The organism is Hydrogenophaga sp., assembly GCF_030656115.1.
GTDB lineage: Bacteria > Pseudomonadota > Gammaproteobacteria > Burkholderiales > Burkholderiaceae_C > Hydrogenophaga.
Map to the genome: position 1 here is coordinate 1 of NZ_JAUSOO010000129.1, position 23,220 is coordinate 23,220.

Here is a 23,220-nt window from a genome sequence, read left to right on the forward strand (position 1 = left end):
ATGGGACTCATAGAGAGCCATGTTAACCACTAGCCGACGGCAAGGGCAGGCCCGCGAGGTCCTGTCTGGAGGAAGCCCGAGTGCAAATGTGCGAGGCGACGGACAGAAACCGCATACAAGGCCGAGGGGGTCGAGGCAAGCAGGCACATGACGGCAAAGCCCACCGGTTCGACACCTACGGTAAATGCGGCGCTTGTGCATAGACAGTTTGCGCTCAAAGTCAACGTGGCCAAAAGCCAAGTTGCACCCATGAGCGAATGCGCCTTCCTGGGCTTCACGATCAAGGGCAAGAAGATACGCTGGACCGATAAGGCGCTGGCGGACTTCAAGCACCGGATCAAGGAGTTGACGGGCAGAAGCTGGGGCGTATCCATGGAGTACCGGCTGCGAAAACTGGGGCAATACCAGCCGCGTGCCGCGTCGCTGGTGACCGCTGAACATCGCCACACCACCTCCACTGCGCTGGCCGCGCCTATCGCGCCGCCAGCGCCGGGCTATGTAGCGCGCAATGTCGGCCTGCGGGGCGTAGCCGTAGCCAATGGCCAGCGCTTGCAGCAGGCAGTGGCGGCGTTCGGCGTGGCTTGCAGCGGCATTTGGCCGGGGCGGTTCAGGTCGTGGTGAACCTGCTTGAAGGCGGGCACCTGTGGTTTGGGTACCGCCTCGCAGCCCAGCTTGAGATGGGCGGGTCGCTGAAGCGGTATGCGCGGGCACCGTGACTATCCCGGTAGTGCGTGCGCTGCTGCGCACGCCCAGCCTGGCGCTGGGCATGCTGTGGTACCGGTTGCGGGATGTGCTTTAACCGACATGCAGACCCAAGACAACATGAGCGAAGCCGAATTTGTGCTGCAACACACCGAGGTTCAGGCCCAGTCGGTGGAGCAGGCACAGCGGCTCACCGCCATCCAGGCGCTGGTGCCCAGGCTGGATGCCCAATTTCTCGCCAGTTTTGTGGTCGATCTGTCGTGGGGCTCATCGGTGCTGGAAGGCAGCACCTATTCCATGCTGGACACCGAAGCGCTGCTGCTCTACGGCCAGCGCCACCCCGAAAAACCCACGGAAGACGCGGTGCTGGCGCTCAACCACCGCCAGGCCGCGCAGGCTTTGTGGGCCAACCCGGCCTTGACGCTCGACAACGTGTGCCAATGGCATGCCCTGCTGACCTCCGATCACGGGCTGGAAGAGGTGGCCGAATCCGATCATTTTTTGCCTGCGCACCAGCGCGGCAAGCCGCGCGAGTATGAAGACGTGAACCTGGGTGGAAGTGCCTATCTGCCCCCGTTCAGACCGGGCACGGGGTACATCGCCAAGTCGCTGGTGCGCATCCTCGAACAGGCCAACGCCCTGCATCCGGTGCAGGCAGCGGTGTACCTGATGTCGCGCCTGCCGTACCTTCAGGCGTTTGCCAACGGCAACAAGCGCACATCCCGGCTGGCCGCCAACGCCTTGCTGGTGTCGCAGGGTTATGCGCCCATTTCATTTGCCGACATGGACAAAGCCAGTTACATCCGAGGCATGGCGGCGTTTTACGAGCTGGGTCTGGTGGATGTGCTGGCCCAGGTGTTTGTGCAGGGTTACATCCATTCCATCGTGCGCAGCAGCGTGGTGCCGGTGGCCATGCGGGGAGCCGGGTTCAAAGTAGGGCCACTGGTGCAGACGCTGACCCACCATGTGCTGACGGGCCAGCGCCCGGCGGATGCGCTGGCTAGCCGGTTCCTGCGCTGAACTGCGGTATGACCGTTCAACACGCGGCGCATCATCACCCTTTGTCGCTCTAATTGGAATCTGACCCCGATTTTTCTATAGACCTGCGTAACTTGATGGATGTGTAACAGAATCCGCTGGTGGGTTTTGTTGGGCGTTTTGAATATCAAAAATAATCGTATCCGCACTGAAATCCTGTTCATGCGGCCAAGCAATACCGTGATGCAGAGGATGAACCAGGCGGAAATAGGATTCATTCAAAAGCTCTTTGAATGCACCCCCGCCTAGATAGGGCTTGACATCAAAGATGCCTGAAATACCGCTGGCTGTCTGAATCTCGATCCGGTAATTGTCGAGAGGAATGGCTTTGATGATCTTATCCATAAAATCCTCTATCGCAATGGGTCAATTTTGAAGACGGATTCGCCAGAAACAGCCAATTTCCAATCGACCCTTAAATCTTTTCGGTGAATTTTAGCTTCGTATTCGCCATACTCTGCATGGATATGAGGAACGTTGTGCTTCTATTTGTCGTAGAATTACATCAAGATTAGGATTCCGTAGAACATCGAAATGGTTGGCATATTGAACATTTTATCTTTTATCAACGTAATTTACAGCATAAACCCCGCTAAATAAACTGGACAATGCCGTATAAATTGGCTAGGGTTATCCATAAATAATAATCTCAAATCAAAACTTAAAACCCGAATGCCATCTAAAAAATAGGTATAAAAACCATGAAAATCGGCATACCCGTTCTACGATTTACCCGTTTTCTGAACCAGTTCCGGGAACGTATGCGTTAGCTGCACTATAGCCCTAAAAATGGTAGAAATTCCATAATCAGGCTTGGTCTTTTGGGTGGTTTGGCAGGCTGATGCTTGCCCCCATCACAACCTTCCCTAAGCGGGGGTGGGGGCAAAACTTGCGATTCATGCGAATCTGATTGTGGGTACTAAAATTGGAATCTGACCCCAATTTTTTCTACGCATGGTGGGTGGGCGATCTTTGGCGAGTTAGCGCGCACGCCACAGGTCACGCTGCGTTTGCAAGGCCAACCCGTGGCCGGGGCTGGTGCCCAATGCCTCAAACAGCCGCAAATCTATGTCGGCACTTACACGCGGTATAGCTTCACCTTTTGTAGCTTTAATTGGAATCTGATCCCGATTTTTTGGTTGATAAAAATGCAGAGTATATAGCAAGAATAAATGCTTCAAATAGTGCGGTGCTATTTATAGTCGCCATATACTTTGCAGCAGAAGCCTGACCGATAAAGAAATCTGAAGCTGCTTCGTTTCCAATAGATTTACGTAACTCTTCCTGCAGGGAATTATCATTAAAAGTCTTTAGCGCCTCAAGTTCTGCCCACCAAGCCAGGAGGGCAATCACGATGCAAATAATGGCAACAGATGCAACATAGAGAAATTTGATTCGCCCGTTGATTAGTCCTAATTGCACGAGCATAAGTGCTGCCAAGAAGAGTGAAATGGAAAATATTCCCGGAACTACCGGTACAGCTACGATTGATGTGAGAATTAGCAAAAGGGATGAGAGAATAATAATGTTTGTTCGATACATGGGTGAATTTCAGGTTGTATAAAATTGGAGTGAGCCGAACGTGCGCATCATGATTTTTAATATTTAGAGTTTAATTTCCGTGCTAGCTAAGGAAGGTCTGTAAAAACCCTATTTTCAGGGGTCTTTCGAATGTAAGATATTAGTTAATATAGGCCATGGTTTTACAAAACAGGATTTTGCAGAGGTTTTCCTAAATAAGTAATTACAATCGATTATAAATTTAAGCGTCACATTTTCTATATAAATCAATGACTTACAGAGCCTAAAAAGTAAAGGCGGTTGAGCTGTAGCACTCATCTTCTTTGCATCGCTTGACCGGCGTTTAGCCTAGAGATCGAATATGAACAAGCAGAGCTTGACAATTAGGACTCACTCTCACAACGCATATCGACGTGGGTTTGTCCCTTGTGTTGTGAGATGATTAGAACTGGCTCGCAATCGCAGTTCTCACATTGCATGTAAATCTTAAGGCCATGTCGTCTATCGCTAGGGTTGCCGTTTAGATCTTTATCGACGTGAACTATTTGCTTGCCAATAATGACATGGATTCCATCTTTCTGATCCTCAGTTCTGTCGAATACCTCAACCTTCACATGCCGCAGATAGTTTTCGTTGCAGCTCGGACATTTGAGTTCAGCGCCGAAGCCTTTGTGGTATTGATCGAAAGTAGGTTGCATTTGCTAGTGGTTTTCTGAATTAGGACTTTCGCAAACAGATCAAATTTTTTCACTCTGTGAGAAAATTATGAGTGCTAGAAAGCCAAAATTTACGTAAGTTGTTGATTTACATAAAGCGGGTTAGATTTCTAATATTTGCTTTGTGTAATTCCTATGAATAAGTTATGTACGATCCTATCCGGGCGTACCGCGTACCACCAGCCCGAGCCAGATAGCCTACTGTTGGCGATCCTCTAACACGAGGGGTTAGGCCACACCGTTGATAGATAAGGAGAAATTTACTCATAAAAGCGCGTTGCCTTAGAATATACAGCTACGCAAGTCTCTTCTACAGTTGTGATAAAAAGAGTATTTTTCTTGCTAAGCAAGCAGGTGCAACCGATTATAAATTTAATAACCACATTTTTCTATACAAAACAAGAACTTACGGCGCTTAAAAAGTAAAGGCAGTAGCGCTACAGCACTTAAGGCGTTAGGTAAATTGATTCACAAAATTTATCTGTAAGTTATTGATTTGTATGAATCAATTTCAAGGCGACTGGAAAATTTATGTAAATAAACATTCCAAATTTTTTAGTACAGATATACAGAATGTGACTTGTTGTAAACCCACTCTCGAGAATTTTGATTAATGTGATTTTTACTGTAAACGCCTATGGACCCTTTGCAAAACCCTGTTTTGCGAAATTTTGACCTATATAAATCAATAAATCACATGCGCAAGACCCCTAAGAAGTGAAATTTTGCAGACCCTCTTTAGCTTTAAATATCAATTACTCCCTGGATTAAAAACTTGGTGCCATGCTTAGATCTCTCCCTCTGTGCTACCACCGATAGCCTGGCACGCAGGTGGATCGGTTAAAAGAATAATCAAATAGATATACCCTAGATTTTGAATAGGCCATGTATTTGTATTCGGCGCCATATTCATGAATCAGAATAGATGCAACTGGATCTGTACATATAGAGGGTGAAAGTGTGCTTGCTATGCTACGACGGGCAGCAGACAAGTCAGGGATGTCCGCCTTCTCATAGTTGACTAAACGCATGTAGTAAACGATGGTATTTCGAATAGCCGCAGCGCCAGTGATTTGCGTTTGAGCATCGATCATTTGTCCAGATGCCTTTGCAGTTCTGGTAGCCATTGCTGCTAAGAAGCGCTCAGGACCTCCGAATTGTCTAATAACAGAGCGAATTTGGTCTGGCGTGTACGCCGACGCCGCACAGGTGGCACCGGCAGCGATGGCAAGAATGGCAATGAGCGGTTTGTACATGGGGGTACTAGGCTAGTGGTTATGCGGTCTAACACTTAGCGTTTATCTACCGCGCCAGCCAAGCCAGCCGGAGGCGATGACGTTATTCGCGGCAGATGAATCATGTTGAGCTCAACCGCCGAAGCAGCGGTGGTGGATATAGGGGATGGATGCTTTAATCCCCCACCATGCGCTTCATTATGCCTACCGCTTGGCCCAAGTAACAGTCCGTTTGAACCCTTAATTCTCCAAACTTGGGTTTTTTGGGTGGTTTGGCCGTCGGGCACCTGCCCCATCCCAACCTTCCCCCAGCGGGGGAGGGGGCAAAACCCGGGATTCATGCGAATCTGATTTTGAGTACTAAAATTGAAATCTGACCCCAATTTTTTCTTTCGGGTGCTGTCTAGCTTGGATACGGGTCTTGTGCTTCGCAGGCCAGACCTTGAACCGGCCACTGTCGCGCATCAGCGCCTAGCGCGTCGTTGCCTGCTACGAGTTGATGGACAGTGCCTATTGCAGCAGCGTCATCCGCCAAGACATCCAAGCCGCCGGGCGTGTCCCCCTGATTCATCACCACCCGCGCAGGGGAGAAAAGCGTGAGTTCACCCCCCCATGAAGCCCAACACTGCAATGCCCGCCTCAAGAATGAGTTCGGTGCCCGCCACGTGCAGGTGCGTGGACACGCCAAGGTGATGTTCCAGCTGATGCTGGGAGTCCCCGCCCTGTGTGCTGACCAATTCACGCGGCTGCTGCTGTGATGCGAAACCGCAACGCTCGCATCAAAATGAATTCAAATTCAAATCGCAGTCACCTGCGAGGGGTGGGATTGCGCCAAAACATGGGAAACCGATGCCGTAACGCGCTTGGGTAACTTTGATGTCGTCTGTGTGCTGATAATTTCAACACCGCGATGGCATCAGGCCACCTTCAGGAAAAATTCTGCACGCTCCTCAATTTACCAACCATATTGCCTTGAATCACATCCTCTCTGCGCCCAAGTAACAATATTTCCACGACAAAACAAGTCATCTCCGGCTTGGATATTTGTCATGCTTAATGGTGATGCACTATGCATTAGTTTAATAAATATTGGGGCGCTCGCCCCCATATCAAATACGTATCTATATACATCATGATAAGTTTTATCATTTTTTTGCAATGCCATGCCATTAAGCGATATTTGATGAAAACCCAACATGGGAAATTCTCTAAACACAATCCTATGAACACCGCCAAGAAATACTAACGGACAGGCTGAATAACATGATCCACTTAATTGAGTATCCAACCTAAGAGATCTTATTAGTCTACCAGCACTCATGGCTTCATAAACAAAACCCCCACCACTACTAAGTAAAATAGTTTTAACACCTGGTGATGAATTTATTGCTAGAGCGATTTTTTTTGAATATTCTTTATCTATATCGCCAAGAATTTCTAATTGTGCTGACTTTGGATCATAGCGAAAAAAACTATTTTTTATAGTGGCAAAATGCGCCCCTTGAATCCCATGTCTCCCAACACAATCTAAATTCCAAAACTGTGCTATTTCATCTTTTTTCCTGGGAATTAAGTTTCTCAGTGCAGTTTGAAGCATCGAATAATCATCAGCAACAACTTGTGCCGAAAAAGCTTCTGCCTCACTTACTTTGAAGAATTTGATTTTTGCATTTATTTTTAGGTGAGCAACTTCTTTTTCGAAACCCAACGCTATTCCTGTCGCATAGCAAAATTGCTCTTGAAACCCATATGTACTATTGCTAAAACAAGCCATTCTGTCTGAATGAAAATATGCAAGACAATAATTGCGATACCGTTTTTCTTCCGCTTCAGCCTTTTGCAACTCCTGATTTAAGATGTTCTTTGCCTGAAAATCAAAATTATTTCCAGCAAGAACAATGCTGCTTGATGTACTAGCTAAGATCAGCAGCAATCGTATAAAATTACTAAGCATTACCGATATCTTCTTGCAGCTCAAGATTAACTCCTTGTTTCAATCATCCACGCACGAAGATAATTTTCCAGAATGCCAATTAAAGACTTTGGTTTTGCGCTTGTAGGTCATTGATCTATATAGACCAAGATTTTAAAAAACAGGGTTTTGCAGAGGCTCCCTAGGCGTTTGCAGTAAAGATCGAATTAATAAAAATGCTCGAGAGTGGGTTCACAATAAGGCAAATTCCGCATATTGTCTATCCTTACTCGTTATGTGCGACTGCGCCTCTGCACTACCGTTTTGTTGATAATTCTTCGGTTTATCTTCTTTTTCCACGCAACCTGCTTCGCGGAGGGCTTCCTCTTAAACCTAGTTTCAAGAAGGAACTTGTACTCGCTCTCGTATATATAGCAAAACCTGAACGCATGCTGAATTAGGTCTTCATTGGCATTCGCGGTGTCATCTTCCGCAATCCGCTTTAGCCCAGCGAAGAGATTTCCGGTTTCGATGCCAATGAAGCGATTTACGCAGACATTGCCGACATAGGTCGTGTGGCCGCTGTGTCGATTCTGGATGTAGCAGTGTTCCTTGATCTCTTTCCCACACGGGCAATGATCAAACTCTTCGCTGACCTCAATTCCTATGAGGCTCCATTCAGTCCTAGCGGTGTTGAAGTCCTGGGAGATTGATAGCGGAAGGATGTGAGCTTTCAGTCTCTCAAAGTTGTGTTCCATTGATGCGCCTCCGTGGCTTCAAGAGCACATAACACTTATTTATCTACCGCACCAGCCAAGCCAGCCAGCGGCGGTGACATCATTCGCGGTAGATGAACCATGTTGAGCTAAACCGCAGCAGAGGCGGTGGTGTGGAAATCAACGGAATAGGGGATTGATGATTTCACCCCCCGCCATGGGAAGTCATTATGACTTGACTGGGCGCCTGCAAAGGCCTTTTTCGGGCCACAGTTCCGGTCTGTTGCGCGGCCACCGCCACATTTTTCCCAGCCCGTGAGTGGCGCAATCGGGCAGCCCGGCTATTGGCTTTTCTGGTGCTGCACTCAAACGGGTCTGGCAGGTGTTTGGCTCTCGCCAAGGTCTGCACCACACCCAGGCGCCCTTGCTGGCACACCGGGCACTGGTGGATGTTCACCCGTGCCACCCGTGCCACCCGCGCCATGAAGTCTTGCGCGCATGCCTGCGCCTTTGGGTTGGGCACGGGCATGTGCAGCGCCGCTTTGGCCTGTGCCAGTTTGGCCCCGGTGGGGTTGGCCAACAGGCCGTAGTGCCGAATGCGTTTGAGCCCGCTGGGCAAGACGTGTTGCATGAACTTGGCGCGCCACACCTTGGACAGCGCCCGCGTGGGGAACAGGTAGTCGGACTTTCTGACGGGCGTGTGCCATTGGCCCTGGCCCAACACCCACAGGCCATGATGGCGTCAGGTGGATGTGAACGCCTAAGTTCAGGACGTAGTGGGCCTGCTTGAAGGCGGGCACTGTAGTTTGGGCCACGCCTCACAGCCTAGCTTGAGGTGGGCGGGTCGCTGAAGCGGTCTGCGCGGGCACTGTGACTATCCCGGCGGTACGCTGCTGCGCACGCCCAGCCTGGCGCTGGGCATGCTGTGGTACCGCTTGCGCGACGCGCTCAGAACCGAGCGCCTGCGCTTACTGGCGCGGTTCGCCCTGTTCGTTGACCACGATGGTGGCACCGGGCGCCGAGGTCATCTGCACGCGGTGGTCCTGGCCGCGAAAGTTGTAAGACACGTCCCAGTACGCGGCTTGCGCACCGCCGGGGACGTTTTCGCAACGTTGCACATCTTGCGTGGCGGCCGGGTTGTCGCGGCCCACCTGGGCGCCGAGCGCGGCACCGGCCACGGCGCCGCCCACCGTGGCAATGTCTTTGCCACTGCCGCCACCCACCTGGTGACCCAGAATGCCACCGATAAGGGCGCCGGCCAGAGCGGCGGGCACGTTGGTGTTGTTTTGCGTTGGCGGCACTTGCTCGCTTTCAACCCAGCAGCGCTGGCCCGAGGTGGCGAGCACGGCGCGGGAAGACGTGACGGTGGCTTCAAACAGGCGCTCACCGTTGCGGCGGCGGTTGTCGTAGACCGGCAACGGCAGGGGCGCGTAGCGGTTGTCGGCCACGCGGTCGCCGGGTGGGATGGCGCGCAGCGACGAGATGCGGTCGTTCAGCCCCATGGCGGCAAGCGACGGGTAACGCCCCGGGCGCAACACCACGCAGGCGCCCCGAAAGCGGGCGTCGTTGCAGACTTCCCAGCGCTCACCCACCACCACCGCCGACGAGGCGCGGTCGTTGAAGCCGGCCCGCTGCAAATCCAGCACCGGTTTTTCGGTGGCAAACGAGCGGCCAGCGAAGTTTTCGCGTTCAAAGAAGGTCACCTGTGGCGCCACGGACGCGGGTGCGTAGCGGTTGTCGGCAATGCGCACGTTGGGCGCGATGGCGCGCACCGACGAGATGCGGTCTTTCAACCCCATGGCGGCGAGCGACGGGTAGCGCCCCGGACGCAACACCACGCAGGCACCGCGGAAGCGGTTGTCTTCGCACACCTCCCAGCGTTCGCCCACCACCACGGCCGACGCGGCGCGGTCCCTGAAACCCTGGCGCTGAAAGTTGGCCACCTGCCCGGTGGCCACGAAGGAACGGCCATCGAAGCGTTCGCGCTCAAAAAACGTGACCTGTGGCACCACCGCGGCCTCAGCCGCCGGGGCGTAGCGGTCGTTGTCGATGCGCGTGTTGGCGCTGACCAGCCGGGCCGACGAAATGCGGTCGTTCAGCCCCATGGCGGCGAGCGACGGGTAGTTGCCCGGGCGCAGCACGGTGCAGCGGCCGTAGTAATCGTTTTGCTGGCACACCTCCCAGCGTTCACCCACCACCACAGCGGACGACGTGCTGTTGTTGAAACCGTAGCGCTGAAAACTGGGCACCTGTTCGGTGGCGGTGAGGGAGCGGCCGGCGAAGCGCTCGTTTTCATAGAAGGTGGCCTGTGCCGCGACTTGGGCGGCGAAAGCCATGCCCAGGATGACCAGCAGGCTTTTGATGGGGGTTTTCATGGGAATCTCTCCTGTGCGTTGATGCACCGGAGCATGGGACCCTGTACCGAGGTTTGTCTGTGCGATGGCGCACGCGGCGGGTGCGCCAGCCACCGCGCCTGTTCAGCGGGTCGGTGTATCCGACAGCTCGTGCCGCACCGCCGCCGCCAGCACCGGGCCGTAGCGGGCAATGTCGGCCAGCGGGGCGTAGCCATAGCCAATGACCAGGCCGCGCAGGTCTTGCCGGGCCAGGCAGTAGGCCGAGAGCGGGCGCACCGTGAGACCTTGCTGGGCCAGGCGCTGGGCCAGGGCCTGGTCGTTGACCTGGCTGGGCAGGCGCAGGCACAGGTGCAGGCCCTGTTCGGCGCCGGTGATGCGCGGGCCGTCGCTGTGTTCGCTCAGCACCGGCGCCAGCGCTTGCAGCAGGCAGTGGCGGCGTTCGGCGTAGCTTTGCCGCGCGCGGCGCAGTGCGCTGCTGAAGTGGCCCATTTCAATGAACTCGGCCAGCGCGGCCTGTTGCGGCATCTGGCCGGGGCGGTTCAGGTCGTAGTGGGCCTGCTTGAAGGCCGCCACCTGGGCTTTGGGCACCACCAGGTAGCCCAGCTTGATGCCGGGGTACAGCACCTTGGAAAACGTGCCCATGTAGAGCACGCGGCCGTCTGTATCGAGCCCTTCCAGGCTGGAGATGGGCGGGCCGCTGAAGCGGTATTCGCTGTCGTAATCGTCTTCCAGCACCCAGGCACCGTGGGCGCGGGCAGTGGCCAGCAGCTGGTGGCGCCGCTGCAGGCTCATCACGGCGCCGGTGGGGTACTGGTGCGAGGGGGTAAGGTAGATCAGGCGCGGTGGCTGGGCGTTGTCGGCTTCGGTGGGGCGGATGCCTTCCACGTCCACTTCCACCGGGTGGATGTGCAGGCCGGTGGCCATGAAGGCTTTGACGGCGCCCCAGTAGGCCGGGTCTTCGGCCCACACGGTGTCGCCGTGGTCGGCCAGCAGGCGGGCGCAGAGTTCGAGCGATTGTTGGGTGCCGGTGGTGATGATGACCTGGTCGGCGTCGAGCTGCACGCTGCGGAACACGCGCAAATAATCGGCCACGGCGCGGCGCAGCGGCGCGTGGCCGCCGGAGCTGGCGTAGTCCAGCATGTCGGGGTAGGTCATGCGCCAGTGCTTGTTTTGCAGGCGCTGCCAGAGCGTGAGCGGAAAGGCGCTGAAGTCGGCGATGCCGGGGGTGAACGGCTGCACTTCGAGTTCGGTGGCGCAAAAGGTGGTGGACAGGGCCACGCCGCGTGCCGAGAGCCGCCCAACGGGCGCGCTGGCGCGGGCCGGGCCACCGGCGCGGCGGCTGGCCTGGCCGGGCAGGGCGCGGGGCACGCTGTCGTTCACATAGGTGCCGCTGCCCACGCGGCTGGCCAGGTAGCCCTCCACGCTGAGCTGGTTGATGGCGGCCACCACCGTGTTGCGCGAGAGGTTCAGGTCTTGCGCCAGATCGCGGCTGGACGGCAGGCGCTCACCGGCGGCCAGCTTGCCGTCGAGCATGGCGCGGCGCAGCGCTTCGTACAGCTGGCGGTGCAGCGGCAGCGCGTCTTGCTCACCCAGGCGGGTCATTTCACTGAGCAAAAATTCAGACAGCATGGGCGGTGGTAAACAGAAGTGGTTTTCGAAAGTGGCACCGTATGGTGGCGTCAAATGGCCCTTATTGTGATCCAATTCGGGCGGCACAATGCCTCAACGTGTTTGGAGACAACATGAACCCACCGCCTTGCATGGTCTGGCTGCCGGCCGACCACCGCCTCATGGGCGACCACGGGCACCAGATGCCGTTTCTGCTGCTCGGTGACAAATACGCCCGCGCCGTGAAAGTGGGCGCGCAGGCCCAGCCGGTGATGTTCCCGCTGGCCGAGCCCGACCAGATCAGCGAATTGCTGTCTTTGGTGGACGGCGTCATGCTCACCGGCTCGCCGTCCAACGTGCACCCGTCGCATTTTGACGAAGACGTGGCCGACCCCAGCCTGCCGCTGGACCCGGCGCGCGACATCCTCACGCTGGCGCTGGTGAAGGCCTGCGTGCACGAGGGCGTGCCGCTGCTGGGCGTGTGCCGGGGCTTTCAAGAGATCAATGTGGCGCTGGGCGGCACGCTGCACCAGCGGGTGCACGAAGTGCCCGGCCTGATGGACCACCGCGAGCCCAAAGGCGCGCCGTATGAAGAACAATACGCCCCACGCCACGCCGTGCGCTTCAAGCCCGGCAGCGTGTTCGAGACCTGGGCAGGGGGCCCGCAGGCCGAGGTGAATTCGCTGCACGGCCAGGGTATCAACCGCCTGGCCGACGGCCTGGAAGCGCTGGCCCATGCGCCCGATGGCGTGGTGGAGGCATTTGCCGTGAAGGGTGCCCACACCTTCGCCTACGCGGTGCAGTTTCACCCCGAATGGCGCTGCTGGGAAACGCCGGTTTACGCCGCCATCTTTGAGGCGTTTGGCCACGCCTGCCGCCAGCGCCGCAGCCTGCGCCTGCAGGCCGCCGACCTGGCCCGCCACACGCTCTGACACAGACAAACACAACACCGAGGAACCGGCCCATGACAGACCGTAAAAACATGACTTTCAACGACCTGGAGAACTGGCTCAACGAGCACCGCGTGACCGAAGTGGAGTGCCTGGTGCCTGACTTGACCGGTGTGGCGCGGGGCAAAATTTTGCCGCGTGGCAAGGTCACCGAAGACCGGGGCATGCGCCTGCCGCAAGCCATTGTGGGCATGGGCGTGACGGGCGAGTTTCCCGAAAGCGGGCCGTACTACGACGTGGTGGACCCGACCGACAAGGACATGCAGCTGCGCCCCGACCCGAGCACCGTGCGCATCGTGCCCTGGGCCACCGACCCGACCGCGCAGGTGATCCACGACTGCTTTGACCACGCCGGCAAGCTGGTGCCCTTTGCCCCACGCAGCGTGTTGCGCAAGATTTGCGACCTGTACGACGCCGAGGGCTGGGACCCGGTGGTGGCGCCCGAACTGGAGTTTTACCTGACCGCGCGCAACACCGACCCGAACACGCTGCTGAAGCCGCCGATTGGCCGCAGCGGCCGGGCCGAGACCTCGCGCCAGGCGTACTCCATTGACGCGGTGAACGAGTTCGACCCGCTGTTCGAGGAGATTTACGACTACTGCGACAAGATGGAGCTGAACGTGGACACGCTGATCCACGAGGTGGGCGCGGGGCAGATGGAGATCAACTTCTTCCACGCCCATCCGCTGGGTCTGGCCGACGAGGTGTTCTTCTTCAAGCGCACGGTGCGCGAGGCCGCGCTGCGCCACGACATGTACGCCACCTTCATGGCCAAACCCATTGCCGGCGAACCCGGCAGTGCCATGCACGTGCACCAAAGCATTGTGGACAAGGCCACCGGCAAGAACATTTTCAGCAACCCCGACGGCAGTGCGTCCGACGCCTTTCACCACTACATCGGCGGCCTGCAGCGCTACATTCCGGCGGCCATGGTGCTGGTGGCGCCGTACGTGAACAGCTACCGGCGCCTGAGCCGCCACACCGCCGCGCCCATCAACATCGAATGGGGCCACGACAACCGCACGGTGGGCATCCGTTCGCCCATTTCCAGCCCCGAAGCGCGCCGCGTAGAAAACCGCGTGATCGGTGCCGATGCCAACCCGTATGTGGCCATGGCCATGACGCTGGCCTGCGGCTACCTGGGCATGAAAAACAAGATCAAGCCCAAGCCCGAGATGAAGGGCGATGCTTATTTGGCCCCGTATTCGCTGCCGCGCTCGCTGGGCGAGGCGCTGGACTGGCTGCGCCGCGAGACCGACCTGCACGACATTTTGGGCAAAGAGTTCATCACCATTTACACCGAGATCAAGGAGTTGGAGTTCGACGAGTTCATGAAGGTGATTTCGCCTTGGGAACGCGAGCATCTCCTCCTTCACGTCTGAACAAGCCTTCCAAGGACCGACCATGAACCCCTCCACCCTCATCGCCCCGCCCGCCCTGGTTCGCCGTGCCGAGCAGCAAGACACCCAGGCCATTCAGGCGCAAGACAGCGCGCACTTTTTGCACCCGTTCACCGACCACGCGGGTCTGGCTTCGCGCGGTGCCCGGGTGATCACCCGGGCCGACAACATTTATGTGTGGGATTCCGAGGGCAAGAAAATTCTGGACGCGATGAGCGGCCTGTGGTGTGTGAACGCGGGCTACGGCCGCAAAGAGCTGGCCGACGCGGCTTACCAGCAGATGATGACGCTGCCGTTTTACAACAGCTTCTTCAACACCACCAACGTGCCGGCGGTGCAGCTGGCCACCAAGCTGGCGGCGCTGGCCCCCAAGGTGGGCGGGCGCAGCTTTGAGCATGTGTTCTTTTCCAGCAGCGGGTCGGAAAGCAACGACACCAATGTGCGCATGGTGCGCCGTTACTGGGACCTGCTGGGCCAGCCGCAGCGCAAGGTCATCATCAGCCGCCAGAACGCGTACCACGGCAGCACCATGGCGGGCGCCTCGCTGGGCGGCATGAGCGGCATGCACGCGCAGGGCGACCTGCCCATTCCCAACATCACGCACATCGAGCAGCCGTACTTTTTTGAAAACGCGCTGCCCGGAGAAAGCCGGGCCGATTTTGGCCGCCGCGCGGCGGGTTGGCTGGAAGCGAAGATTCTGGAAGTAGGCGCCGACAAGGTGGCCGCTTTCATTGCCGAGCCGGTGCAGGGCGCGGGCGGCGTCATCATTCCGCCCGAGACCTACTGGCCCGAAATCCAGCGCATCGTGGACCAGTACGGCATCTTGCTGATTTCCGACGAAGTGATCTGCGCCTTTGGCCGCCTGGGCCACTGGTTTGCCTATGAAAAGTTCGGCTACCGGCCCGACCTCGTGACTTTCGCCAAGGGCGTGACGAGTGGCTACATACCGCTGGGCGGCGTGATGGTGGGCGACCGCGTGGCCAAGGTGCTGATTGAGCAAGGCGGCGAGTTCAACCACGGCTACACCTACAGCGGCCACCCGGTGGCGTGCGCGGTGGCGCTGGCCAATATTGAACTGATGGAGCGCGAGAACCTGGTGGGCAAGGTGCGCGACGACATTGGCCCTTATTTGGCCGAACGCTTTGCCGAGCTGAACCAGCACCCGCTGGTGGCCGAGGCACAGACCTGCGGCTTTGTGGCCGGCCTGGTGCTGGTGAAAGACAAGGACACCCAAGCCTTGTTTGACGAAGACCTGGGCGTGGGCATGATCTGCCGCGGCCACTGCTTCAAGAACGGGCTGATCATGCGCGCCGTGGGCGACCGCATGATCATTGCGCCGCCGCTGGTGATGACGCGCGCCCAGATCGACGAAATGATGGCGCTGATCGTGTACTGCCTGGACGCCACGCTGGCCGATTTGCGCACCGCTGGCCAGTTGGCTTGAGGCCATTTTTTGATACAGTGAACGCGTTCCCCAATGTGGGGCGCATTCGGGCCCGTTTGTTGCTAGCTTTTTCGGATGGCATGGGCTCCGGCGTTGCGCCCGGTTCTTCGGTTTGTCTCCCCTTTTTGGAGTGTTCTTCACCATGAAAAAGCATGTTCTCGCGCTGGCCATCACGGCCGTTTTGCTCGCCGCCTGCGGCAAAAAAGAAGAGCCGGTGGCGGCCCCTGCCGCGCCTGCACCGGTTGCGGCTGCGCCTGCGGCACCGGCTGGCCCGGTGTTGGACGATGAAAAAGTCCTGAACATCTACAACTGGGCCGACTACATCACCGAGACCATGGTTGCCGACTTCGAGAAAGAGTTTGGCATCAAGGTCAACTACGACACCTTTGAAAACAACGAAGCGCTGCACGCCAAGCTGGTGGCAGGCAACTCGGGCTACGACATCGTGGTACCCACCGCAGGCTTTGGCAAAAAGCAAATTGACGGCGGCCTGTACCAGCCGATTGACCGCAGCAAGCTGTCGAACTACGGCAACCTGGACCCCGAGTTCATGGAAAAAATTGCGGGTGTAGACCCCGAGAACAAACACTTTGTGCCCTGGGCCTGGGGCTTCACCACCGTGGGTATCAACAAGCAGAAGGTGGAAAAAGCGCTGGGCGGCATGCCCATGCCCGAAAACGCCTGGGACCTGGTTTTCAAGCCTGAGTATTCCAGCAAGCTGAAGTCGTGCGGCATCATTTACCTGGACTCGCCGAGCGAAATTCTGCCGCTGGCGCTGCACTACGTGGGCAAGCCGGCGTACAGCGAAAACGCCGAAGACTTCAAGGAAGCCGGTGCCATGCTGGCCAAGGTGCGCAAAGACATTCGCCTGTTCTCCAGCACCATGATCGACGACATTGCCGGTGGCAAGGGTTGCGCCTTTGTGGGTTGGTCGGGCGACATCAACATCGCCGCCGACCGCGTGAAGGAAACCGGGGGCAAGGACGACATTGTGCCGCTGCTGCCCACCGGCGGCGGTTTGGTGTTCATCGACACCATGGCCATTCCGAAAGACGCCAAACGCGTGAACAACGCCCATGCGTTCATCGACTTCTACCTGCGTGCCGAAACCGGCGCTTCCATGGCCAACGAGATGAACTACCCCACCGGCAACAAGGCCTCGTTGCCCCTGATCAAGGACGAGATCAAGGACAACAAGACCATTTTTCTGAGCGATGAAGACACCGCCCGCCTGATCCCGACCGGTGGTTTCTCGAACGAGATGGCCAGCGTGGTCAACGACACCTACAACGCGTTCAAACGCGGCAAGTAAAGCCTTTCACCGGGCTCAGGGCTGTTCTGCTTGCGGGTTGAACAGCCCTTTTTTGTTGGTTAACCGAACAAGAAACGGAAACTCCCATGGCTGCTGAAGCAGGTTTTCTGGTCACCGAGAAGCTGGTCAAGCGCTTTGACGACGCGGTGGCGGTGGACGAGGTGTCGCTCTCCATCGGCAAAGGCGAAATCTTCGCGTTGCTGGGCAGCTCGGGCTGCGGCAAGTCCACCCTGCTGCGGATGCTGGCGGGGTTTGAAAAGCCCACCTCGGGCCGCATCATGCTCGGCGGGCAAGACGTGGCGGCCATGCCGCCTTACGAGCGCCCGGTGAACATGATGTTTCAGAGCTACGCCCTGTTTCCGCACCTGAACATCTGGGAAAACGTGGCCTTTGGCCTCAAGCGCGAAGGTTTGCCCAAGGCCGAGGTGCAGCAACGCACCGACGAAATGCTGGCCCTGGTGCAGCTCACGCCTTACGCCAAGCGCAAGCCGCACCAACTCTCGGGCGGGCAGCAACAGCGCGTAGCCCTGGCGCGCAGCCTGGCCAAGCGGCCCAAGCTGCTGCTGCTGGACGAACCCCTGGGCGCGCTGGACAAAAAACTGCGCGAGCAAACCCAGTTCGAGCTGGTCAACATCATTGAAAAAGTGGGCGTGACCGTGGTCATGGTGACGCACGACCAAGAAGAGGCCATGACCATGGCCAGCCGCATCGCCATCATGAGCAAGGGCCGCGTGCTGCAGGTGGGCACGCCGGAAGAAATTTACGAGCACCCGCGCAACAAGTTTGTCGCCGACTTCATTGGCAACGTGAACCTGTTCGCCGGCAAGCTCACGGTGGACGAACCCGACCGCTGCGCTGCCGAGACCGCGATTGGCGAGGTGGTGGTGGGCCACGGCGTGAGTGGCACCCTGAACATGCCCGTGTCCATTGCAGTACGGCCTGAGAAGATCGAGATCAGCAAGGCGCGACCCGAGGGCGTGGGCGTGAACCTGTTCCAGGGTCGTGTCTTGGAAATAGGTTACCTGGGCTCTTACACCAACTACATCTTGAAAGCCCGCGACGGCTCCCGGGTGCGCGTGACCGAGGCCAACACTTCGCGCCAAGACCTGTCGGACATCACCTGGGAAGACGAGGTGTATTTTTGGTGGGACGACAAGGCGGCGGTGGTTCTCAGGGATTGACAAGTTCCCCCCCGCGCCGCTTCGCGTCCCGCCCCCCAGGGGGGCGATGCGAGTGGCCCGGCAAAGCCGGTTCCACCGCATCCTTGGTTTTAGGTTGCTGCGCTCACAGGTTGAAAGTTTCTGGAGGTTCTTGATGGCCATTTCATCGATCCCCATGCCCGGCAAGCGCTTCGTCATAGGCGTGCCGTTTGTCTGGCTGTTCGTTTTCTTTTTCCTGCCGTTTCTGATCCTGCTCTACATCAGCTTTGTGGACATGGGCAGCGACATCCACCCGTTCAAGCCGCTGTGGGACTCCACCGCCGGCGTGCTCAAGCTCAAGTACGAAAACTACCTCTCCATCTTGCGCACGGAAGAGGGCGCGCCGCTGTTCAAAACCTTGTATGTGGACGCTTATTTGCGCTCCATCGGCTACGCATTGATCACGGCCCTGCTGTGCCTCGTGTTGGGCTACCCGTTTGCCTACTTCATTGCCCGTGCGCCCGAGAGCGTGCGCCCGGCCTTGCTGCTGATGGTGATGCTGCCGTTCTGGACCTCGTTCCTGCTGCGCGTCTACGCCTGGAAGGGCCTGCTGGCCGACCAGGGCGTGATCAACCGCTTTTTGATGAGCATCGGCATCATCGGCGAGCCCATGCAGATGCTCTACACCAACGTGTCGATGCTGGTGGGCATGACCTATGTGTACCTGCCATTCATGATCCTGCCGCTCTACGCCAACCTGGTGAAGATGGACTTTCGCTTGCTGGAGGCGGCTTACGACCTGGGCACCACACCATTCAAAGCGTTCTGGCTCATCACCGTGCCGCTGTCCAAGGCCGGCATCATTGCCGGCTTCATGCTGGTGTTCATTCCCTGTGTGGGCGAGTTCGTCATTCCGTCGCTGCTGGGCGGGCCGGAAAACCTGATGTTCGGGCGCGTGGTGTGGGACGAAATGTTCACCGCCAACGACTGGCCCAAGGCCACCGCGCTGGCGGTGGTGATGATTGCGCTGATCGTGATTCCGCTGGCCATTTACTACCACTACACCGGTGAACGCGACGAAGGAGCGAAGTCATGAAACAGCTGCTTGAAAAACACTTTGGCAAGTTCTGGCTGGCGCTGGTGTTCGCTTTTCTGTATTTGCCCCTGCTGTTCATGATCGTCTTTTCGTTCAACAGCACCCGGCAGGATGCGCGCTTTACCGGCTTTTCGCTGCGCTGGTACGAAGCCCTCACACGCGACACCAAGATCGTCGAAGGTTTCTGGCTCTCGCTCAAAATCGCCACCGTCACCGGCATGCTGTCTGCCGTGCTGGCCACCTTCGCGGCGTTTGTGCTGGTGCGTTACCGGCGCTTTCTGGGCCGCACCGTGTTCTCGGGCATGGTCAACGCCCCGCTGGTCATGCCCGAGGTGATCATTGGTCTGTCGCTGCTGCTGCTGTTTGTGGGCACGCAAAACTTCTTTGGCTTTCCGCAGCGCGGCATGGGCACCATCATTTTGGGCCACACGCTGCTGGGCATGGCCTACGGCATGGTGGTCATTCAGAGCCGCTTGCTGGAGATGAACCGCAGCATTGAGGAAGCCGCCATGGACCTGGGCGCACGGCCCATGCAGGTGTTCTTTTTGGTCACCCTGCCGAATATTTTTCAGGCCATTTTGGCGGCATTCTTGCTGGCCTTCACGCTCAGTTTTGACGACGTGGTGATCGCCGAATTCCTCTCCGGCCCCGGCGTGAACACGCTGCCACAGGTGATTTTTGGCTATGCGCGGCGCGGCATCAACCCGACCATTTACGCCGCTGCCACGCTGCTGATCGTCACCGTGACGGTGGTGATCGTGGCCTATGCGGTGTGGGTGGCACGCGCCACGCGCCGGCGTGACCGCGAGATTGCGGCGGCCATGCGGGCGGAGACGGTGGCGTTGTCGACGAATTGAGCGCGGGTCTCAAGACGGTCGGTATACCCCGACTGGATGGCTGATTTGCCTTCAAAGTGGATGGGGTAAATGGCTTGAAACCGGCGTAGCATGGGGCCAATTCACACGAGGAACCTGGCCCATGACCGACACCAACCCTACCCCCAGTTTCGACGGCCGTGCCGTCATCAACGGCGAGCGCGTGGCCGCGCTGGACGGCCAGACCTTTGACTGCCTGTCGCCGGTCGATGGCCGCTTGCTCACCACCGTGGCCCGCTGCGGCCAGGCCGATATCGACGCGGCCGTGGCCGCCGGCCGGGCGGCGTTCGAGTCGCGCCGCTGGAGCGGCATGGCGCCGGCGCAGCGCAAGCGCATCATGATCAAGTTTGCCGACCAGTTGCTGGCGCATGCCGACGAACTGGCGCTGATGGAAACGCTGGACATGGGCAAGCCCATCAAATACGCCAAGGGCGTGGACGTGAACAGCGCGGCCAACTGCATCCGCTGGTACGGCGAGGCGGTGGACAAGGTGTACGACGAGATCGCACCCACGGGCCGCAGCGCGCTGGCGCTGATCACGCGCGAGCCGGTGGGCGTGGTGGGCGTGATCGTGCCGTGGAACTACCCCATGATCATGGCCGCCTGGAAGATCGCGCCTGCGTTGGCGGCGGGCAATTCGGTTGTGCTCAAGCCGTCCGAGAAAAGCCCGCTCACCGCGCTGCGCCTGGCCGAACTGGCGCTGGCCGCCGGCATTCCGCCCGGCGTGTTCAACGTGGTGCCGGGCTACGGCCCCGAGGCGGGCAGCCCGCTGGCGCTGCACATGGATGTGGACTGCATCGCCTTCACCGGCAGCACGCGCGTGGGCAAGCAGATCCATGTGATGGCGGGGCAGAGCAACCTGAAACGCGCCTGGACCGAGCTGGGTGGCAAGTCGCCCAACATCGTGTTTGCCGACTGCCCCGACCTGGACCGCGCCGTGGAAGCCGCTGTGGGCAGCATCTTCTTCAACCAGGGCGAAAGCTGCAATGCGCCGTCGCGCCTGTTCGTGGAAGAAAGCATCAAGGACGCGTTTTTAGAAAAAGCCCTGAAGCTGGTGCCCAACTTCCAGCCCGGCAATCCGCTGGACAAGGGCACGGTGATGGGCGCCATCGTGGACCAGGTGCAGCTCGACAACGTGATGCGCTACATCGGACTGGGCCAGAGCGAGGGCGCGCAGTTGCTGGCCGGTGGCGCGCTGGCCGCGCCGGTGGCGGGTGGTTGTTATGTGCAGCCCACCATTTTTGGCGGCGTGACGCCGCAGATGACGATTGCCCGCGAAGAGATTTTTGGCCCGGTGCTGAGCGTGCTGAGCTTCACCGATGCCGCCAGTGTGGTGCGCGAGGCCAACAACAGCATCTACGGTCTGCAGGCTGCGGTGTGGACCAGCGACATCAACAAAGCCCACGGCGTGGCCCGCGCGCTGCGCGCCGGCACGGTGCATGTGAACCAGTACGACGAGGACGACATCACGGTGCCGTTTGGCGGCTTCAAGCAAAGCGGCGTGGGGCGCGACAAGTCGCTGCACGCGTTTGACAAGTACACCGAGACGAAGACGACGTGGATTCGGATTGATTCGCCGGTGTGACCATCTTCGTGGACATTTCGTTAAATTTTGACAACAATGTCCACTATCATGGACAAAATTAAACTCCTCTCCGATCTGGGCACAGCCATTGCCCGCCACCGTGCGGACCACAAGCTGTCGACGGTGGCCGTGGCTGGCAAGGCGGGCCGCAGCCGCACGGTGCTGCACAAGTTGGAGCATGGGCAGGACGTGACGGTGTCTTCGCTGCTGGCGCTGCTGGCGGCCATGGGCCTGTGCATCACGTTGGAAAAAGCGGGCATGCCCACCCTGGCCGACATGCAGCGCCGCTTTGCTGAGGAGGATGGGGACGGCGACGCGGGTGATGAAAGCGGTGGCCATGCTGCCTGAGCGCATCCGTTTGCTGGACGTGGCGGTCAACGGCCAGCCCAGCGGCCGCCTGTCTCACGCATCCACCTACACCTTCGATTACCACGCCGACGATGCGCGGCAGCCTGGTGTGTCGCTGCTGATGCCGCCGTCGGCGCTGCACTTCGATGGTGGCGGGGCACTGTTTCCGGCTATGGACATGAACCTGCCGGAGGGTTATTTGTTCATGCAGATACGGGCGCTGTTTCCCAAGCAGTCCATCACGCCCATGCATTTGCTGGCGCTGATGGGCGACAACGGCATCGGCCGCCTGGGCTACCAGTTGCCGGGCGCGGCCCCGCCCGCGCCGTCCGGTGTGGTCAGCCGGGCCGAATTGCTGTCGCATGGCAACGGGCCCGCGCTGTTTCAGGACTTGATGGGCGCTTACCTGTCCACCGGTGCGGGCATTTCGGGTGTGCAACCCAAGATCATGGTGCCCGACCGGGTGACGGTGCCTGTGCCCACGCTGATCGTGAAGATGGCGGCAGAGCGTTACCCCGGGCTCTCGGCCAACGAATTCTTGTGCCTGAGCGCGGCCCGTGCCGCGCAGATTGAGGTGGCCCCGTTCGACCTGTCGCAAGACGGTTCGCTGCTGGTGATCGACCGCTTTGACATTGCCCCCGACGGCACGCGCCTGGGCTTTGAAGATGCCGCCGCGCTCATGGGGCAGCGCGTACGCGACACCCTGTCTGACCGCAAATACCACGGCAGCTATGAGCGTATCGCTCAAGCGCTCAAGCTGATCAACTTGCCCGGTGCGGAGCTGGCACGTTTTTTTGAACAGGTGGCCTTCATGGTCATGGTGCGCAACGGCGATGGCCATTTGAAGAATTTTGGTGTGCTCTACACCTGCAACGACGATGTGCGCCTGGCGCCGATGTTTGATGTGGTGACCACCGCCATCTACAAATACCAGCGCTACGAGGGCAGCCCTGAGCTGGAAGACCAGACCATGGCGCTGAAACTGTTTGCCAAGCCCAAAGCCACTCGGACGTACCCCTTGCCCGACGAGTTGCTGGACTTTGGCCGCCGCGTGTGCGGTGTGGCCGACCCCGCACGGGTGGTTGAGCGCATCGCCGATGCGATGGTGCAAACCTTGGCCCAGCACCGCACCGATACCCGCGTAGCGCCCGCTTTGCACGCGCAGATGGGTGCAGCCTGGGCTTCTGGTCTGGCGCTGGCCAGCGAGATGTCCCGCTCGCAGGCGCGGGTTTGAGTGCCTGCACGGTTTGATTTCTTTCCCCTTTTGGA

Annotated in this window: 21 protein-coding genes; 13 read left to right on the forward strand and 8 right to left on the reverse strand. The window is 58.3% G+C overall.

Annotation, left to right across the window (positions count from 1 at the left end; translation table 11 throughout):
* Nucleotides 1-249: 249 nt before the first annotated feature.
* Nucleotides 250-621: a hypothetical protein gene (locus Q7J58_RS16145; protein WP_304830267.1), complete on the forward strand. Its 372-nt coding sequence runs from the start codon at nt 250-252 to the stop codon at nt 619-621.
* A gap of 183 nt (nt 622-804) precedes the next feature.
* Nucleotides 805-1,722: a Fic family protein gene (locus tag Q7J58_RS16150; RefSeq protein ID WP_304830269.1), complete on the forward strand. Its 918-nt coding sequence runs from the start codon at nt 805-807 to the stop codon at nt 1,720-1,722.
* A 75-nt stretch (nt 1,723-1,797) separates the two neighbouring features.
* Here the strand turns inward: Q7J58_RS16150 and Q7J58_RS16155 are convergent, their stop codons facing one another.
* The 3 genes from Q7J58_RS16155 to Q7J58_RS16165 all read right to left on the reverse strand — a co-directional run bounded on the left by Q7J58_RS16155 (nt 1,798) and on the right by Q7J58_RS16165 (nt 5,233).
* The gene (locus Q7J58_RS16155) at nt 1,798-2,085 is read right to left on the reverse strand and encodes a DUF2442 domain-containing protein (protein ID WP_304830271.1); all 288 of its coding nucleotides are present in this window, start codon (nt 2,083-2,085) and stop codon (nt 1,798-1,800) included.
* 765 nt (nt 2,086-2,850) lie between these two features.
* Nucleotides 2,851-3,282: a hypothetical protein gene (locus tag Q7J58_RS16160; RefSeq protein WP_304830273.1), complete on the reverse strand. Its 432-nt coding sequence runs from the start codon at nt 3,280-3,282 to the stop codon at nt 2,851-2,853.
* A gap of 1,501 nt (nt 3,283-4,783) precedes the next feature.
* The gene (locus Q7J58_RS16165) at nt 4,784-5,233 is read right to left on the reverse strand and encodes a hypothetical protein (protein WP_304830274.1); all 450 of its coding nucleotides are present in this window, start codon (nt 5,231-5,233) and stop codon (nt 4,784-4,786) included.
* 575 nt (nt 5,234-5,808) lie between these two features.
* Between Q7J58_RS16165 and Q7J58_RS16170 the strand changes: the two genes are divergently transcribed.
* The gene (locus tag Q7J58_RS16170) at nt 5,809-5,970 is read left to right on the forward strand and encodes a hypothetical protein (RefSeq protein ID WP_304830276.1); all 162 of its coding nucleotides are present in this window, start codon (nt 5,809-5,811) and stop codon (nt 5,968-5,970) included.
* A gap of 197 nt (nt 5,971-6,167) precedes the next feature.
* Here the strand turns inward: Q7J58_RS16170 and Q7J58_RS16175 are convergent, their stop codons facing one another.
* The 5 genes from Q7J58_RS16175 to Q7J58_RS16195 form a co-directional block, all read right to left on the reverse strand.
* Nucleotides 6,168-7,190, reverse strand: coding sequence for a hypothetical protein (locus Q7J58_RS16175; RefSeq protein ID WP_304830278.1), 1,023 nt, complete (start codon nt 7,188-7,190; stop codon nt 6,168-6,170).
* 227 nt (nt 7,191-7,417) lie between these two features.
* Nucleotides 7,418-7,882: a hypothetical protein gene (locus tag Q7J58_RS16180; RefSeq protein ID WP_304830280.1), complete on the reverse strand. Its 465-nt coding sequence runs from the start codon at nt 7,880-7,882 to the stop codon at nt 7,418-7,420.
* A gap of 163 nt (nt 7,883-8,045) precedes the next feature.
* Nucleotides 8,046-8,561, reverse strand: coding sequence for a transposase (locus Q7J58_RS16185; RefSeq protein WP_304830282.1), 516 nt, complete (start codon nt 8,559-8,561; stop codon nt 8,046-8,048).
* A gap of 247 nt (nt 8,562-8,808) precedes the next feature.
* Nucleotides 8,809-10,215 (reverse strand): beta/gamma crystallin-related protein, encoded by a 1,407-nt coding sequence (locus Q7J58_RS16190; protein WP_304830284.1) that lies wholly within the window; start codon nt 10,213-10,215, stop codon nt 8,809-8,811.
* A 102-nt stretch (nt 10,216-10,317) separates the two neighbouring features.
* Complete coding sequence (locus Q7J58_RS16195; protein ID WP_304830285.1) at nt 10,318-11,823, reverse strand: PLP-dependent aminotransferase family protein; 1,506 nt, start codon at nt 11,821-11,823, stop codon at nt 10,318-10,320.
* A gap of 113 nt (nt 11,824-11,936) precedes the next feature.
* Here Q7J58_RS16195 and Q7J58_RS16200 point away from each other — a divergent pair, with 113 nt between their 5' ends.
* The 10 genes from Q7J58_RS16200 (at nt 11,937) to Q7J58_RS16245 (ending at nt 23,185) form a co-directional block, all read left to right on the forward strand.
* On the forward strand, nt 11,937-12,734 hold the full coding sequence (locus Q7J58_RS16200) for a gamma-glutamyl-gamma-aminobutyrate hydrolase family protein (RefSeq protein WP_304830287.1): 798 nt from the start codon (nt 11,937-11,939) through the stop codon (nt 12,732-12,734).
* Nucleotides 12,735-12,766: 32 nt separating this feature from the next.
* Nucleotides 12,767-14,134: a glutamine synthetase family protein gene (locus tag Q7J58_RS16205; RefSeq protein ID WP_304830289.1), complete on the forward strand. Its 1,368-nt coding sequence runs from the start codon at nt 12,767-12,769 to the stop codon at nt 14,132-14,134.
* Nucleotides 14,135-14,156: 22 nt separating this feature from the next.
* Entirely contained in the window at nt 14,157-15,596 is a 1,440-nt protein-coding gene (locus Q7J58_RS16210; RefSeq protein ID WP_304830291.1) for an aspartate aminotransferase family protein, read from the forward strand.
* Between the two features lie 142 nt (nt 15,597-15,738).
* On the forward strand, nt 15,739-16,908 hold the full coding sequence (locus Q7J58_RS16215; protein WP_304830293.1) for an extracellular solute-binding protein: 1,170 nt from the start codon (nt 15,739-15,741) through the stop codon (nt 16,906-16,908).
* A gap of 86 nt (nt 16,909-16,994) precedes the next feature.
* Nucleotides 16,995-18,089 (forward strand): polyamine ABC transporter ATP-binding protein, encoded by a 1,095-nt coding sequence (gene potA / locus Q7J58_RS16220; protein WP_304830295.1) that lies wholly within the window; start codon nt 16,995-16,997, stop codon nt 18,087-18,089.
* Between the two features lie 133 nt (nt 18,090-18,222).
* Nucleotides 18,223-19,143, forward strand: a complete 921-nt coding sequence (locus Q7J58_RS16225; protein ID WP_304830296.1) for an ABC transporter permease — start codon at nt 18,223-18,225, stop codon at nt 19,141-19,143.
* On the forward strand, nt 19,140-20,000 hold the full coding sequence (locus tag Q7J58_RS16230; protein ID WP_304830298.1) for an ABC transporter permease: 861 nt from the start codon (nt 19,140-19,142) through the stop codon (nt 19,998-20,000). The genes Q7J58_RS16225 and Q7J58_RS16230 overlap by 4 nt, the downstream gene beginning before the upstream one ends.
* A gap of 121 nt (nt 20,001-20,121) precedes the next feature.
* The gene (locus Q7J58_RS16235; RefSeq protein ID WP_304830300.1) at nt 20,122-21,603 is read left to right on the forward strand and encodes an aldehyde dehydrogenase; all 1,482 of its coding nucleotides are present in this window, start codon (nt 20,122-20,124) and stop codon (nt 21,601-21,603) included.
* Between the two features lie 48 nt (nt 21,604-21,651).
* A complete protein-coding gene (locus Q7J58_RS16240) occupies nt 21,652-21,951 on the forward strand; it encodes a helix-turn-helix transcriptional regulator (protein ID WP_304830302.1) in 300 nt (99 codons plus the stop codon).
* Complete coding sequence (locus Q7J58_RS16245; protein ID WP_304830304.1) at nt 21,926-23,185, forward strand: type II toxin-antitoxin system HipA family toxin; 1,260 nt, start codon at nt 21,926-21,928, stop codon at nt 23,183-23,185. The genes Q7J58_RS16240 and Q7J58_RS16245 overlap by 26 nt, the downstream gene beginning before the upstream one ends.
* Nucleotides 23,186-23,220 lie beyond the last annotated feature (35 nt).